The organism is Streptomyces purpurogeneiscleroticus (genome assembly GCF_020024005.1).
GTDB lineage: Bacteria > Actinomycetota > Actinomycetes > Streptomycetales > Streptomycetaceae > Streptomyces > Streptomyces purpurogeneiscleroticus.
In genome coordinates, this window is record NZ_NHSG01000269.1 from 1 (window position 1) to 14,875 (window position 14,875).

The window sequence follows — 14,875 nt, forward strand, 5'->3', positions numbered from 1 at the left end:
GGGGACACCGCGGGCGGGGCCGCGACGGCGTGGGTGACGGCGCCGTCGCCGTCGGCCGGGTGCCGTCCGCGTGCCGCCTCGGGGCGCCCCTGTGCGGGCACGCGGGCGCGTATCCGCGGCGGCTCTTCCGCTCCGCGCTGCTCCATGGGGTACCTCCTGATGTCCTTGTGCACCATAGGCGGCCCCTGCCGCAGTTCAAACCTCGGAGAGTTCCGCTAAGGTAAGCCTTACCTGCCTACAACGCGATTCGGTGGTCCTCCGCATGAATGCTTCCGTCCTCGCCGCCCCGCCGTCCCCTTCCCCCGTGACCGGCTCCTATGCCCGGCTCACCAAGGTGTTCCCGGGCCTGCGGGTGACCGAGCTCGGGCCCCAGGACGCGGCCCCGGCGGGCGAGGGCTGGACGAGCGCGGCGGAGCTGGCGGCCGGCGGCGAGGCCCTGGACGCCTTCCTGGCCTGGGACGACGCGCAGGTGATCAAAAACTACGGGAAGCGCGCCCGGCCGGACGTGGTCGCCAGCTTCGGCCTGCACCGGTACGCCTGGCCGGCCTGCCTGCTGATCACCATGCCGTGGTTCCTGCACCGCCGGGTGCCCCGGCTGCCCGCCGGTGCCGTCTTCTTCCCGCGCGAGCTGGGCCACGCGGCCGTACGGATCACCTCCTTCGCGTGCCTGCCCGACGACCCGGCGGCCGGGCTGCCGGGTGCCGTGGTCGTGGCCGACGAGGAGGCGCTGCGCGCCGAGGTGCGGGCGGCGGTCGCCGAGCACCTCGGGCCGGTACTGGACGGCTTCCGGCCCCGCGTGCGGCGCGGCCCGCGCGCCCTGTGGGGCATGGCGACGGACGAGATCGTCGAGGGGCTCTGGTACCTCGGCCATCTGCTCGGCGAGGAGCCGCGCGCCGTGGCCGAGGTGGCACGGCTGCTGCCGGGCTCGACGGCGCCGTACGTCGGCGGCGCGGGCTTCCGCGAGCTGACCGGCCCGGCCGGCGAGGCGCTGCCGACGCGGGACCGCGCCAGCTGCTGCATGTTCTACACGGTGCGACCGGAGGACACCTGCGTCACCTGCCCGCGCACGTGCGACGCCGACCGGGTCGCGCGGCTCACCGCGAGCGCCTGACCCGAGCGCTCCGCTCCCCCACCACAGCGATCCACTCTCTCGCCACCCGATCGAGTGGCGGTAATCGAACTCAACTGCCGATTGCCTGAAGGGTGTACGAACAGTTCGCCCCTCTCGGTGGGCCGAGGCGCCTCCTTGGCGTCCTCTTGCCACGAAAACCCCTGCCGTACCGGCCGACTCCGCCAGGATGTCGCGCGAAACGCGTACCGCGATGCAAGGGGTCCCAGATGAGAATGACGGACATATCGCTGGACTGGCTCGTCCCGGGAGCCCTGCTGCTCATCGGCGTCACGGCAGCCGTGGCGGTGGTCCGGCGCGGCAAGCAGAACGCCGACAAGGCGGCCGACGACTCCTGGGAGCGCAGCGAGGAACGCCGGCGCCGCAAGGAAGCGATCTACGGTTCGGCGTCCTACCTGCTGCTCTTCTGCTGCGCCGCGGTGGCGGCCGCGCTCTCCTTCCACGGCCTGGTCGGCTTCGGCCGGCAGAACCTCAACCTCTCCGGGGGCTGGGAGTACCTGGTGCCGTTCGGCCTGGACGGCGCCGCGATGTTCTGCTCCGTACTGGCCGTGCGCGAGGCCAGCCACGGTGACGCGGCGCTCGGCTCCCGGATGCTGGTGTGGACGTTCGCGGGCGCGGCCGCGTGGTTCAACTGGGTGCACGCGCCGCGCGGCCTGGACCACGCGGGCGCGCCGCAGTTCTTCGCGGGCATGTCGCTGTCGGCCGCGGTCCTCTTCGACCGGGCGCTGAAGCAGACCCGCAGGGCGGCGCTGCGCGAACAGGGCCTGGTGCCGCGGCCGCTGCCGCAGATCCGGATGGTGCGCTGGCTGCGTGCCCCGCGCGAGACCTTCGCCGCCTGGTCGCTGATGCTGCTGGAGGGCGTGCGGAGCCTGGACGAGGCGGTCGACGAGGTACGCGAGGACCGCCGCGAGAAGGAGGAGGCGCGGCGCCGCCGGCGCGAGCAGGACAAGCTGGACCGGGCCCGGGTGAAGGCGCTGAACCGGCAGCACCGGTGGGGGCGCCACGCCCGCCAGTTGCCGGCCATGGCGGCCGGGCGGCCGGTGGCACAGCAGGCCGAAGCGCCGGCGATCGAGGGCTCCGGGGCCGAGGGCCGTACGGTCGGAGACCATACGGCCGGGGGCCGGGCAATAGAGGGGCAGGCGGTCGAGGCGCCGCCCCCGGCCGAGGGCCCGGGCCTCGAAGCGGAGGGCGGCCGGCGGCGGTCGCGCCCCACGCTGAAGGCCGTGACCGGCCGCGCCGACCGGCCGGGCGCACGGACCGTGGACCTCACCGCCGAGGACGACACGCAGACGATCCCCCGGCTGGACTCCCTGGAGGAGAAACTCGCCGAGATCGAGCGGCAGTTCGGCTGAGCGAACTGAGTGTGCTGAGCGAGCCGAGCGGAACGTGACAGCAGAGCGGCGGGCCGCCCCTTGGAGGGCGGCCCGCCGCACGTTCGCCGAGCACCGGCGCTCACACCGCCGTATGGCCCAGTTCGAACCACACGCTCTTGCCGACCCCGTGCATCCGTATGCCCCAGGCGTCCGCGAGCGAGCGCACCAGCATCAGTCCTCTCCCCGAAGTGCCTTCGGTGGTCGGTCTGCGGGGCTGCGGCCGCCGGGACACGAAGTCCCGTACTTCCACCCGCAGGCGGTCCGTGACCGTCACGGTCACCACGGCGCCCCGGTCGGTGTGCACCAGTGCGTTGGTGACCAGCTCGCTGATGAGCAGCTCCGCGATGTCCGACCTGCCGGCGTCCCCCCAATGGGCCAGCTGCTGGCGCAGGTCCCTGCGGACCCTCGCCACCGCCGTGAGGTCGGCGCGGCGCAGCCGGTGCCGGACGGCCCTCGGCCGCTGCCCTTCCCCCCATGTTCCGGCACGGCCGCCGAGGGGGCCGGTGACCGGCCCGTCGGTCCGTCCGTGCAGTTGCTCGCCCCGTACAGGCTGACGATTCATCCTCCCCGCCCCGAGCGCTCCGGTGTCCCCGATCTTCATCCCCGATCTTTCGAACAACCTCAGATCGATGCATGCCCACCGGGATACCGCCCAAGCTTCGCCCCCTGCTTCCGCATATGCCACGAGCTGCCCGGCTGGTCCCGACCAAGGCACGGCCGGGTGTCATGACAAGGGCGGAAATACAACCGCGACACGGCTGTCCGTAGGACGAATTCGCCCTCGCTGTCGACCGGCCCGCTGTCGCAGGCGGTGCACCGCGCCCCGGAGGAGATCGCGGCGCGGGGTCCACCGAGTGGCCCGGTGCGGCTACGCCCGTGTCCGGGGCCGCCGCGGCACCGCGGCGCAGCTCGGAAGCTCCTGATTCCTCCTGCCGCGGACGGGCACAGGTGCGGGGCATGTGCCTGTCTGGACGGTAACGGCTCAGAAGCGTGGGATGTTGCGGAGGTTGGACCGGGCCATCTGCACCATTCGGCCCACGCCGCCGTCCAGCACGATCTTGCCCGCCGAGAGCGCGAAGCCGGTCACCATGTCGGCGCTGATCTTCGGCGGGATGGACAGCGCGTTCGGGTCGGTGACGACGTCGACGAGCGCCGGACCGTTGTGCTTGAAGGCGTCCCGCAGCGCGCCCCGCAGGTGCTTGGGCTTCTCCACGCGGACGCCGTACGCGCCCGCCGCCCGGGCGATGGCCGCGAAGTCGGGGTTCTGGTTGCCGGTGCCGTACGAAGGGAGGCCCGCCACCAGCATCTCCAGCTCGACCATCCCGAGTGAGGAATTGTTGAACAACACGACCTTCACCGGCAGGTTGTGCTGGACCAGGGTGAGGAAGTCGCCCATGAGCATGGAGAATCCGCCGTCACCGGACATCGAGACGACCTGCCGCCGGCGGTCGGTCAGCTGCGCGCCGATGGCCTGCGGCAGCGCGTTGGCCATCGAACCGTGGGTGAACGAACCGATGACGCGGCGGCGCCCGTTGGGCGTGAGGTAACGCGCCGCCCAGACGTTGCACATCCCGGTGTCCACGGTGAAGACCGCGTCGTCCGAGGCTTCCTCGTCCAGTACGGAGGCGACGTACTCGGGGTGGACCGGCACGTGCCGGTCCACCTTGCGGGTGTACGCCTTGACCACGCCCTCCAGCGCGTCGGCGTGCTTCTTCAGCATCCGGTCCAGGAAGCGGCGGTTCTTCTTCTCCTGGACCAGCGGGGTCAGACAGCGCAGCGTCTCGCGTACGTCGCCCCAGACGGCCAGGTCCAGCGTGGAGCGGCGGCCGAGGTGCTCGGCGCGCACGTCGACCTGCACGATGGGCACGTCCTTCGGGAGGAAGGCGTTGTACGGGAAGTCCGTGCCGAGCAGGATCAGCAGATCGCACTCGTGCGTGGCTTCGTAGGCGGCGCCGTATCCGAGCAGGCCGCTCATGCCCACGTCGTAGGGATTGTCGTACTGGATCCACTCCTTGCCGCGCAGCGCGTGGCCGACCGGCGACTTGATCTTCTCGGCCAGTTCCATGACCTCGGCGTGCGCGCCCGCCGTACCGCTGCCGCAGAAGAGCGTGACCTTGCCGGCCTGGTCGATCATGCGGGCGAGCTGCGCGATCTCGGCGTCGCCGGGGCGCACGGACGGCCGCGAGGTGACCAGCGCGTGTTCCTCGGCGCGTTCGGGTGCCTCCTCGCCCGCGATGTCGCCGGGCAGCGCGACCACGGAGACGCCGCTGCGGCCCACCGCGTGCTGGATGGCGGTCTGCAGGACGCGCGGCATCTGCCGGGTGTTGGAGATCAGCTCGCAGTAATGGCTGCACTCCTGGAAGAGCTGGTCGGGGTGGGTCTCCTGGAAGAAGCTGGTGCCGATCTCGCTGGACGGGATGTGCGAGGCCAGGGCCAGTACGGGGGCCATCGAACGGTGGGCGTCGAACAGGCCGTTGATGAGGTGGAGGTTGCCCGGGCCGCAGGAACCGGCGCAGGCGGCGAGCCGGCCGGTGATCTGGGCCTCGGCGCCGGCCGCGAACGCCGCGACCTCCTCGTGCCGGACCTGGACCCACTCGACGGCCGAGGTGCGGCGGATGGCGTCGACGACGGGGTTCAGGCTGTCGCCGACGACTCCGTACAGCCGCTTGACCCCGGCGCGCGCCAGGATGTCGACGAACTGTTCGGCCACGGTCTGCTTCGCCATCGCGCGCACGCCCTTCGGGTGGGGATCAGTGGCTCGCGCCGCCCGCGGGGAGTCGCTTTGCCCGCCTTTGCGGCATCGGTTCGGTTCTACCACTCATTCCCGGGGCGGCCCCGGAAGGCGTACGGCGCGCTGCGGGCCGGGCGCTCAGCTGTCCCACACCGCCGCGGCCGTGCGGTCCTTCGCGTGGCCCTTGAGGCGCAGCTGGGCGTCGGCCAGGAAGGCGGCCAGTCCGGGCGGCTCGGTCTCGGCCCACCGCCCGGCCAGCCGCGCGGCGAAGTCGGGCGCCTCGCGCAGCGGCTCGGCCAGCCCCGCGCTGCACAGCAGCAGGGTGTCGCCGGAGCGGGCCACGGAGGCGCGGAAGCGGAACGGCTCAGCCACGGGTTCGGGAGCGGCTTCGGGACCGGCTTCGGATCCGGCATCGGGAGCGGCGTCGTCGGCGTCTCCCGGTGCACCGCTGACGCCGACGTGCAGCGGCGGCTCCAGGTCCTGCCAGACGCCGTCCCGGAGCCGGAAGAGGCCGCCGCCACCGAGGCCGAAAAAGACGCGGGTGCGGCACGCCGGGTCGGCGGGCAGCAGCAGGCAGCGCAGCGAAGCGGTGTACTCGCGCGGGTCCAGGCCCAGCTCGGCGGCGCGGGCCCGCAGCCGGCCGTAGCCGCGGTCGGTGAGCCGCTGCAGCCCGGACTTGAGGGCTTCGCGGCGGCCGGTACGGATGTCGTCGGCCAGCCGCGCGGCGGAGCGGCCGACGGCGGCGCCGATCCACTGGCAGGCGTCCCGTGCCGCGCGGTGCCCCTCGGGCGCGGCGTGCGCACCGGAGGCGACGGCGATCAGGACCAGGGTCTGCCGCCCGGCACCGAAGCGGGCGGTGAGCAGGGCGTCGCGGCGCGGGTCGCCGCGGTACCGGGCGGAGTCGCCGCGCACGGAGGCGGCGCGCAGCGTGAGCGTGCCGTACTGCGCGCCGTCCAGCTCGGTGTCCGGGACGAGCCCGGCGAGGTCGGCCGGGTCGGCGGCGGGCAGCGCGACGGGTTCGGCCGCGTACGTGGGCGGCCGGTCTCCGACGAACTCCACTACGGGGACGGGCGGCTCGGCCTCGTCGGTCCCGTCGGTCTCATACGCCGCTTCGAACGCGTCGGCCGCTTCAGGCACTTCGGGCACGCCGACCGCATCAGGGGCGTCAGTCGCCGCCTCCGCCGCGTCCAGCGTGCGCAGGACCGAGTCGACGCGGTCGTCCAGCGTGTCCGGCGCGGTCGAGGGCCCCGCGTCACCCGGCTTGCCGTCGCCCGCTTCGTACAACTCGCGCCACCACTGCTCTTCGTGTCCGCGTGTGTCCCCCTGCTGACCCATGGACCGTATTGTCCATGGCCGAGTGGCAGCGAAACAGTGCACAAAAGAGTGCTCCGCGACGCGTCACCGGGCCGCGTCGAAGCCCTCCAGGGACAGCAGGGTGCGCTTGCGGTCCAGGCCGCCGGCGTATCCGGTGAGCGAGCCGTCGGCTCCGATGACGCGGTGGCAGGGGCGCAGAATCAGCAGCGGATTCGCGCCGATCGCGGTGCCGACGGCCCGTACGGCGGGCCGCGTGGCCCCGATGCGGCGGGCGATCTCCCCGTAACTGGCGGTCTCGCCGTACGGGATGGCGTCCAGCGCCGTCCAGACCCGCTCGCGGAAGGCGGTACCGCGGGTGGCCAGGGTCAGCGCGAAGTCGCGGCGCTCGCCCGCGAAGTACTCGCCGAGCTGCCGTTCCGCCTCGGCGAAGGCGGCCGGTTCACGGGTCCAGCCGGCCTCCGGTACGACGCCGCCCTTCTGGTCCGGCAGGGAGAGCGCGGTCAGTACCGTGCCGCCGGGGGCGTCGGCCGACGGCTCGCCCACCAGGGTCAGCCGGCCGAGCGGGCTGTCAAGCAGCGTGTAGAGCGGCATGGTTGATGCTGTCCTTCGGGTCGTGGTCTTCGGGTTCGTGTGATGCATCGGCGTGGCAGCCCGCATGCCGGAGGTAGTGGTAGGCGTACGAGCGCCACGGGCGCCGGTGCTCCGCCTCCGGGGCGGCGTCCGGCGGGCCCACGTCGGGGTCGCCCAGCGCGCGCCTCCTGATGACCGCCGCGGCGGCGGGGCCGACGCCCGGGAGCGCGGCGAGGGCGCGTTCGGCGGCGTCCCGGTCCGCGCCCGCCGCGAGGTCGACCGTGCCGTCGGCGAGCGCCGCGCACAGTGCCCGCACGCCCTCCCCGACGTCCGCCCCGGCCAGCTCCTCCGGCGTCGGGAAGAGGTGGGTGAGCGTGCCGTCGGGAGTGTCCAGCGGCTTGCCGTACGTCCGTACGAGGGCGGCGGCGCGCTCCGGCGGCCCGCCGAGCACGGTCCGTACCGCCTGTTCCGCCGGGTCGGCCGCGCCCGGTGAGCGCAGCCCGGGGCGGGCCGCGACCAGCGGCCGGAGCAGCGGGTCGGCGGACAGCCGGGCGGCGACCGCGTACGGATCGGCGTCCAGGTCGAACAGGCGGCGCAGCCGCTGGCCGGCGGTGGGCAGATCGCGCAGGTCGGTGAGGTGCAGCCGGCAGTCGAGCCAGCCGGAGCGGGCCGGTCCGGCGGGCCCGCCGGGGCGTTCGCCGACCTCGGCGACGGCGGTGCCGTAGGTGAGGCGCAGGGTGCGGCGGTACGTACGGGCGCCCGGCGCGCCGGTGACCTCCTCGACGCCGGGCACGGCCGCTTCCTGGAGGTCGTCGAAGATCTCCCGGGCGGCGTACGGGCCCCGGAAGGCGAGCCGCAGCGGGATGCCACCGGGGGTGCCGTGCTCCCCGCGCGCGGTGCGTCCGCGTGCCGCGGCGCGCAGCTCGCTCGGGGTGCTGCCGTAGATCTCCCGCATCGTCGCGTTGAACTGCCGCACGCTGGCGAAGCCGGCGGCGAACGCCAGCTCCGTGACCGGCAGCCCTGTGGTCTGGAGCAGGATGCGTGCCGTGTGCGCGCGGCGGGCGCGGGCCAGGGCGACCGGCCCGGCGCCCAGCTCGGCGGTGAGCTGACGCTGCACCTGGCGGGCGCTGTAGCCGAGCCGCGCGGCGAGGCCCGCGACGCCCTCGCGGTCGACGACGCCGTCGCCGATGAAGCGCATCGCGCGGCCCACCAGGTCGGCACGGACGTTCCAGTCGGCCGAGCCGGGGACGGCGTCCGGGCGGCAGCGGCGGCAGGCCCGGAAGCCGGCGCCCTGGGCGGCGGCAGCGGACGGGAAGAACCGCACGTTGGCCCGCTTCGGGGTGACCGCGGGGCAGCTCGGGCGGCAGTAGATGCCGGTCGTCACCACGGCGAAGAAGAATTCTCCGTCGAAGCGCGCGTCCCGGCTCGCCACCGCCTCGTACCTGCTGCTTTCGTCCTTCACACCGTCCAGTGTGCGGGATCGCGGCAGCCGCTTCCGGCGGAAATCGGACATGGCGTTCGGGGCACGCGGGCGCGCGAAGCGACCGGGCCGCCCGCTGACGGGCGGCCCGGGACCGACCGCTACGGCCGGGTACCCCGCTTCCGCTCCCCCATGTGCCGCCCGAGCGCCTGCTTCTGTTTCCAGTCCCGGCGCAGCTCGGCGCGGAGCCGGGCGTCGGTCTTGGCAACGATGCGCTGGTTTTCGCGGAGCAGCTTGCGGTAGCTGTCCAGGCGGCGCTGCGGCAGGTCGCCCGCGTCCACGGCCTCCAGCACGGCGCACCCCGGCTCGGCGGTGTGCGCGCAGTCGTGGAAGCGGCACCGCGCGGCCAGCTCCTCGACATCGGTGAAGGTGCGCGCGAGCCCCTCCTCCGCGTCCCACATGCCGACGCCGCGCAGCCCCGGGGTGTCGATCAGCACCCCGCCGCCGGGCAGCACCAGCAGATCGCGGGTGGTCGTGGTGTGCCGCCCCTTGCCGTCCCGGTCGCGTACGGCGTGCACGTCCTGGACGTCGGCGCCGATCACCGCGTTGGCCAGGGTGGACTTGCCCGCGCCGGACCGGCCGAGCAGGACGGACGTACCGCCGGCCAGTACCGCCGCGAGGACGTCCAGGCCGGCGCCGGTCGCCGCGCTCACCGCCAGTACCGCCACGCCGGGCGCGACGGTCTCGGTGTCGGCGACGAGGTGGGCGAGGCCCGCCGCGTCCGGCACCAGGTCGGCCTTGGTCAGCACCACGACAGGGGTGGCGCCGCTCTCCCACGCCAGGGACACAAAGCGTTCGACGCGTCCGAGGTCGAGCGGCTCGGCGAGGGAGACGGCGACGATCGCGTGGTCGACGTTGGCGGCCAGGATCTGGCCTTCGGAGCGCTTGGAGGAGGCGGACCGCACCAGGGCGGTGCGCCGCGGGAGCAGCGCGCGGACGACGGCGTCCGGCCCGCTGCCGGGATCGATGGCGGCCCAGTCGCCGGTGCACGGCACCTTGAGCGGGTCGCCGGTGGCCACGAGCGCGGTGCTCGCGAGCACGGTACGGACGCCGTCGTCGCCGGGCACGACGGCGTCGACCCGGCCGCGGTCGACGCGGACCAGGCGGCCGGGCAGCAGGCCCTGCTCGGCGTACGGGGTGAACTCCCGCGCATGGCCCTCGTCCCAGCCGTAGGCGGCGAGGGAGTGCGCGGCGGTGATGTCGGACGTGATGTCGGACAACGGGATGACCCTTCGAAGCGGGTGGTCCCGGCGGTGGGCGCGCAACTCCGGCGCGCCGAAGGTGAGTTGAGGTCAGCCGGGAACCACGGAGGTGGGATGGATGATCTTCCGGATGCGGGCAGCGCCCAGCGCAGTGACAGCCATCGGTCCACACCTCCTCGTTCGTCGGTCGTCGCCGGATCGCCCGTCGGCGATCCCGTGCGCCCACAGCCTAGAGCTGCTGCGCACAGAGCCGCGAACGATTTTTCGGATCCCTTTACGGAAAACCTGTCAACAACTGTCGACAACCGGCCACCGAAAATTAGTTGCTCGAGTGCCTACTTTCGACCCCTGCGACACCTGAGTAAGGTGTGGCGCCATTGCTGATTACGGGGGAAGGAACGGCACGCAGCATGGCCGCTGGCCTGTTCGAAGGGCATTACGTATGGCATCCGGCGGCCGATGACCGGCGGCTGGCGAGCGCCTGCATGGATGTGCGGGCGGGACGCTACTTCAGCGCCCGGGAGGTGCTGAAGGAGAGCCGCGACGATTTCGGCGTACGGGCGCACCGTTCTCTGGTACTGGCCTCCGAGGCGGCCGATTCGGATCTGACCGAGCGCTGGCTCGCCGAGGAGCCGGGCACCGAGGCGGCGCTGCTGTGGGCGCGGGTCGCGGCGCTGCGCGCCGCCCGCGCCGCCGAGGCGCACGACCGGCACGCCACGACGCTGAGCCGGATCGCGCTGGCCGCCTGCGACCGGGCATCGGAGCTCGCGCCGAAGGACCCGACGCCATGGGCCGCGAGGCTCTCGCTGGCCCGCTTCCGGCGCCACCTCGATCCGGCGCCGGAGGGCCTGATCACCGCGCCGCCCGGCCCCTGGTCGCTGTTCTCGCACATCCTGCGACTGGACCCCTGGCACCGCGAGGCCCACCACCGCTTCCTGACGTGCTTCTTCGCGCGGCACGGCGGGTCGGCGGGTGCCGCCTGGGACGTCGCCGCCTTCCTGGCGCAGCGCGCCCCGGCCGGCTCGGCGCTGCGGGTGCTGCCGCTGGTGGCCGCGGTCGAGGATTACGACCCGGGCGCGCCGCTCGCCGACCGCACGTGGGAGCAGCCGCAGTGGCGGCAGGTCGCGCTGCGGATCTACCAGCACTGGCTGCCGGAGGTGGCCGGCTACCGCTTCACGCCCGTGCTGGACCTGGCGTATCTGGCGCATGCGCTGTGCATGGCGCGCCATGAGTTCGAGGCGCGGGCGGTCTTCACGGCCATGGGCCCGTACGCCTCGCGGATGCCGTGGAGCCGCTTCGGCGACCCGGCCGAGCAGCTCAGCCGGGCCCGCAGGCGCTGCGGGCTCCCGGTCCCGCACTCCCCCGACACCGGGTGAGTGCCGTTCCCCCCACATCACACCGACACCTCACTGACCGTCCCCGGAAAGGTTCGTCCGTGTCCGATTCCGCATTTCTCGCCCGGGTACGCGCCCGCAGGCGGGAGGAGCAGCCCCCCACGCTGGACGATGACGCGACCCTGCACGCCATGGGATATCCCCGGAAACTCACCCGCCGTTTCCGGGCATTCGACAATTTCGCGATTTCCTTCACGATCATCAACATCATATCCGGCATCTTTTCCTCGTTCGGCTTCGGAATGAATGCCGGCGGGCCACTCATTCTGGTGTTCGGCTGGATAGGCGTTTCGGTCCTCGTACTGTTCATCGGCGCCTCGATGGCGGAAATCACCTCCGCCTATCCCACCAGCGGCGCGCTGTATTTCTCCGCGGGCAAGCTCGCCAAGCGGCACCGCGGCGCGTGGTCCTGGTACACGGGCTGGCTGAATTTCGTGGGTCAGGTCGGCGGTACGGCCGCCACCGGCTATGCGGCGGCCACCTTCATCCAGGCGTTCCTCGCGATGCAGTGGCCGTCCTACCAGGTCTCCGAGCAGCGCACGGTCCTCATCACGGCGGCGATCCTGCTGGTCCAGGCGCTGGCCAACACCTACACCGTGCACCTGGTCGCGATCCTGAACCGGATCTCGGTGTGGTGGCTGCTGATCGGCATGGTGGTCATCGTGACGGCCCTGACGGTGCTGCCCGAACACCACCAGCCGGCCTCGTTCGTGACGCATTTCGCCAACAACACCGGCTTCACCAACGGGCTTTACGGCGCGCTGCTGGGCCTGCTCGTCACCAGCTGGACGTTCACCGGATTCGACGGCAGTTTCCACATGTCGGAGGAAACGGTGGGCGCGACCGTCAACGCCCCGAAGGGAATCATGCGGGCGATCGGCTACTCCGCCGTCGCCGGCCTGATCCTCATGCTCGCCCTGGTCTACGCGATCCGTGATTACTCAGCGGAAGCGAGCGCTGACGCACCGCCCGTACAGATTCTCATCGACGCGCTCGGCACCGGCACCGCCAAGTTCCTGCTGCTGATCGTCATCGGCGCGATGCTCTTCTGCGGGCTGGCCAATATGACCAGCAACACCCGCCAGATCTTTGCCTTTTCGCGGGACGGCGCGATGCCCGGCTCGCGCTGGTGGCACTCGGTCTCCGCGCGCACCCGTACGCCCGTCAAGGCGGTCTGGCTCGCCGCGGCCTGCTCGCTGGTGCTGGTGATCCCCGGCTGGTGGTCGCACACCGCCTTCACCGCCATCGTCAGCGTCAACGTCGTCGGGCTGTTCCTCGCGTACGGCGTACCGATCTTCCTGCGGCTGCGGCTGGACACCTTCGAGCCGGGGCCGTGGAACCTGGGCCGCTGGGGCAGGCCCGTCGCGGCGGTCGCGGTGGTCTGGATCCTGTTCAGCAACGTGCTGTTCATGCTGCCGCAGGCGTCCCCCATCACGCCCGGCACGTTCAACTACGCGCCGATCGCGCTCGCGGTGGTACTGGTCATCGCCACGGTGTGGTGGTTCGCCACCGCCCGGCACCGCTTCCAGGGCCCGGTCAGCTACGGCCGCCCGGACGAGGTGGCGGCGATGGATCTGATCTGACGCCTCCAAGTACGGCGCGCCGCCCCGCGGGTTGCTCGCGCAGTTCCCCGCGCCCCTGAAGGGCGCGGGGAACTGCGCGGCCGTCACTCCTCCTTGTCCAGCTCGTCCGCGCGCTCGGCCTTCTCCCGCGCGTCGCGCAGTACTTCGGCCTCCGCGCGCCGACGCTCCTCGCGCTCCGCGCGGCCTGCCGCGGTCTCCAGCGAGGGCCAGACCCGGTCCAGGGCCGCGTTGACCGCCGCGCCGACCAGTACCGCGAAGGCCGAGACGCCGATCCACAGGAGGACCGCGACGGGCGCGGCGAGCGAGCCGTAGATCGTCGGGCCCTCGACCGTCGAGACGAGGTAGACGCGCAGCAGCAGGCTGCCCAGCAGCCACATCGCGAGTGCGACCACCGCGCCGGGGATGTCCTCCCGCCAGGGCGAGCGGACCGGTACGGACACGTGGTACAGCGTGGTCAGGAAGGCGACCGAGAGCAGCAGGACGACCGGCCAGTACAGCGACCGGACGACGTCCTCGCTGGCGGGCAGCAGATGCACCACCGTGTCCGGGCCCGCGACCATCAGGGGCAGCGCGACCGCGCCGAGCACGAGGGCGACGAGGTAGAGGAAGAACGCCAGCAGGCGGGTGGCGACGATGCCGCGCTTGCCCTCCAGGCCGTACATGATCGTGATGGTGTCGACGAAGACGTTGACCGCGCGCGAGCCCGACCACAGGGCGATGGCGAAGCCGATCGAGATGACGTCGGGGCGGCCGCCGCGGAAGATGTCGTCCAGCAGCGGCCGGGCGATCTCGTCGACGCCCTTGTCGGACAGCACGGTCGCGGACGCGGTGAGGATGTTCGCCCGGATGGTCTCGATCGTGTCGTGGCCGATCCACGGCTCCAGATAGCCCAGCAGCCCGAGGAGGCCGAGGAACAGCGGGGGCAGCGAGAGCAGGCAGAAGAAGGCGGCTTCGGCGGCGAGGCCGGTGACGCGGTACTCCACGCAGGAGTTCACGGTGTCCTTGAGCAGCAGCCACCCGAGGCGTCGTTTCGATACGTGGCGGTACAGGACGCGAGCCCTGTGCAGACGGCCCGTGGGGCGCTCGGCTGGTTCGTTCGCTGGCTGCACCTCGCCACCGTATCCGGCAGGGCGGCGACGGCCCATGACGTGGCCGCGCGGGGGGCCGGGCCGGCAGCCGCCGCCGCGCGGAAGCGGTGCCGCGCCGACTCGGCACCGCTTCCGACGGGGGTGGCCGGCCCCGGCGAGGACGGGCCGGTACGACGGCCCGGTCCCCGGCGTACGGAAACGGCTCGCGCCCAGCCTTTCCCCTCCTACCGGGCCCGGCAACCGTTGCACGACGTTGCAACGGATCTGCCGATTCCCCCTCCGCCGGGCCCCGGCCCCGGCACGATGGGCCGCGGCGATACCCCAAAACAGCACAAGCGGAGCGATGTTGAGCACACGGCACCACGACAGGACCCGGACCCCCGTCCTGGCAACGGCGCTGGACCCCCGGGAAGCGGCCCGCCGGCTGGCTTCCGTACGGGAGGCCACCCTCGCGGGGGACGAACCGCCCGACGGCCCCCGCAGCGTGATCGGCGAATCCTGGCGGCGCGTCATCGGCACCGGCCTCGACCCGGACCGGGACCGCCGCGCGCGGCCGCTGTCCCTGGCCGAACTGGAGGAGCGCCGGCACCACTCGCAGCTGCTGCGGCTGCTCCCCGTACTCCACTCCCACCTCCTCCCGGCCGCGGACGCCGCGCAGCAGATCCTGGTGGTGACCGACCCCGAAGGCCGGGTGCTGTGGCGCGACGGCGCGGCACCGGTGCGCCGGATGGCCGACCGGCACGGCTTCGAGCCGGGCGCCGACTGGACCGAGGACGTGGTCGGCACGAACGGCATCGGCACCGCGCTGGTCACCCGCGCCCCGGTCCTGGTGCACTCCGCCGAGCACTACGTCCGCACCCACCACCAGTGGACCTGCGCCGGGGCGCCGCTGCACGACCCGCGCAACGGACGGCTGCTGGGCGTGGTGGACCTCAGCGGCCCGGCGCACTCCTTCCACCCCACCACGCTCTCGCTGGTCACGGCGGTCGCCCGGCTCGCCGAGTGCGAGGA

The 14,875-nt window shown here is 72.9% G+C and carries 12 protein-coding genes; 5 read left to right on the forward strand and 7 right to left on the reverse strand.

Annotation, left to right across the window (positions count from 1 at the left end; genetic code table 11):
- Positions 1-262 precede the first annotated feature (262 nt).
- Positions 263-1,111: a (2Fe-2S)-binding protein gene (locus CCS38_RS17415; protein WP_223734199.1), complete on the forward strand. Its 849-nt coding sequence runs from the start codon at positions 263-265 to the stop codon at positions 1,109-1,111.
- 227 nt (positions 1,112-1,338) lie between these two features.
- Positions 1,339-2,481 (forward strand): DUF2637 domain-containing protein, encoded by a 1,143-nt coding sequence (locus CCS38_RS17420; RefSeq protein WP_223734200.1) that lies wholly within the window; start codon positions 1,339-1,341, stop codon positions 2,479-2,481.
- Between the two features lie 100 nt (positions 2,482-2,581).
- Here CCS38_RS17420 and CCS38_RS17425 read toward each other — a convergent pair whose 3' ends face one another.
- The 6 genes from CCS38_RS17425 to rsgA all read right to left on the reverse strand — a co-directional run bounded on the left by CCS38_RS17425 (position 2,582) and on the right by rsgA (position 9,817).
- On the reverse strand, positions 2,582-3,064 hold the full coding sequence (locus tag CCS38_RS17425; RefSeq protein ID WP_223734201.1) for an ATP-binding protein: 483 nt from the start codon (positions 3,062-3,064) through the stop codon (positions 2,582-2,584).
- Positions 3,065-3,484: 420 nt separating this feature from the next.
- Entirely contained in the window at positions 3,485-5,227 is a 1,743-nt protein-coding gene (locus CCS38_RS17430; protein WP_223734202.1) for a pyruvate dehydrogenase, read from the reverse strand.
- 144 nt (positions 5,228-5,371) lie between these two features.
- Positions 5,372-6,568, reverse strand: coding sequence for a protein phosphatase 2C domain-containing protein (locus CCS38_RS17435; RefSeq protein WP_223734203.1), 1,197 nt, complete (start codon positions 6,566-6,568; stop codon positions 5,372-5,374).
- 63 nt (positions 6,569-6,631) lie between these two features.
- On the reverse strand, positions 6,632-7,138 hold the full coding sequence (locus CCS38_RS17440) for a methylated-DNA--[protein]-cysteine S-methyltransferase (RefSeq protein ID WP_223734204.1): 507 nt from the start codon (positions 7,136-7,138) through the stop codon (positions 6,632-6,634).
- Positions 7,116-8,630 carry a DNA-3-methyladenine glycosylase 2 family protein gene (locus tag CCS38_RS17445; RefSeq protein ID WP_263302204.1) on the reverse strand — a complete coding sequence of 505 codons (1,515 nt, stop codon included), beginning with the start codon at positions 8,628-8,630 and terminating at the stop codon, positions 7,116-7,118. The genes CCS38_RS17440 and CCS38_RS17445 overlap by 23 nt, the downstream gene beginning before the upstream one ends.
- A 68-nt stretch (positions 8,631-8,698) precedes the next feature.
- On the reverse strand, positions 8,699-9,817 hold the full coding sequence (rsgA, locus tag CCS38_RS17450) for a ribosome small subunit-dependent GTPase A (protein ID WP_223734206.1): 1,119 nt from the start codon (positions 9,815-9,817) through the stop codon (positions 8,699-8,701).
- A 392-nt stretch (positions 9,818-10,209) separates the two neighbouring features.
- Between rsgA and CCS38_RS17455 the strand changes: the two genes are divergently transcribed.
- Positions 10,210-11,175: a hypothetical protein gene (locus CCS38_RS17455; protein ID WP_223734207.1), complete on the forward strand. Its 966-nt coding sequence runs from the start codon at positions 10,210-10,212 to the stop codon at positions 11,173-11,175.
- 149 nt (positions 11,176-11,324) lie between these two features.
- Entirely contained in the window at positions 11,325-12,776 is a 1,452-nt protein-coding gene (locus CCS38_RS17460; RefSeq protein ID WP_223734210.1) for an amino acid permease, read from the forward strand.
- 83 nt (positions 12,777-12,859) lie between these two features.
- Here CCS38_RS17460 and CCS38_RS17465 read toward each other — a convergent pair whose 3' ends face one another.
- Positions 12,860-13,885, reverse strand: a complete 1,026-nt coding sequence (locus CCS38_RS17465; RefSeq protein WP_223734208.1) for a YihY/virulence factor BrkB family protein — start codon at positions 13,883-13,885, stop codon at positions 12,860-12,862.
- A 322-nt stretch (positions 13,886-14,207) separates the two neighbouring features.
- Here CCS38_RS17465 and CCS38_RS17470 point away from each other — a divergent pair.
- Positions 14,208-14,875, forward strand: a 668-nt coding sequence (locus CCS38_RS17470) for a GAF domain-containing protein (RefSeq protein ID WP_223734209.1), incomplete at its 3' end; no start/stop codon positions are given.

What these genes read in the sequence shown, in the direction of transcription:
- CCS38_RS17415 (WP_223734199.1), top strand. Translation starts at nt 263, where the DNA reads ATGAATGCTTCCGTCCTCGCCGCCCCGCCGTCCCCTTCCCCCGTGACC.
- CCS38_RS17420 (WP_223734200.1), top strand. Translation starts at nt 1,339, where the DNA reads ATGAGAATGACGGACATATCGCTGGACTGGCTCGTCCCGGGAGCCCTG.
- CCS38_RS17455 (WP_223734207.1), top strand. Translation starts at nt 10,210, where the DNA reads ATGGCCGCTGGCCTGTTCGAAGGGCATTACGTATGGCATCCGGCGGCC.
- CCS38_RS17435 (WP_223734203.1), bottom strand. Translation starts at nt 6,568, where the DNA reads ATGGGTCAGCAGGGGGACACACGCGGACACGAAGAGCAGTGGTGGCGC.
- CCS38_RS17460 (WP_223734210.1), top strand. Translation starts at nt 11,325, where the DNA reads ATGGGATATCCCCGGAAACTCACCCGCCGTTTCCGGGCATTCGACAAT.
- CCS38_RS17430 (WP_223734202.1), bottom strand. Translation starts at nt 5,227, where the DNA reads ATGGCGAAGCAGACCGTGGCCGAACAGTTCGTCGACATCCTGGCGCGC.
- CCS38_RS17425 (WP_223734201.1), bottom strand. Translation starts at nt 3,064, where the DNA reads ATGAATCGTCAGCCTGTACGGGGCGAGCAACTGCACGGACGGACCGAC.
- CCS38_RS17440 (WP_223734204.1), bottom strand. Translation starts at nt 7,138, where the DNA reads ATGCCGCTCTACACGCTGCTTGACAGCCCGCTCGGCCGGCTGACCCTG.
- CCS38_RS17445 (WP_263302204.1), bottom strand. Translation starts at nt 8,630, where the DNA reads ATGTCCGATTTCCGCCGGAAGCGGCTGCCGCGATCCCGCACACTGGAC.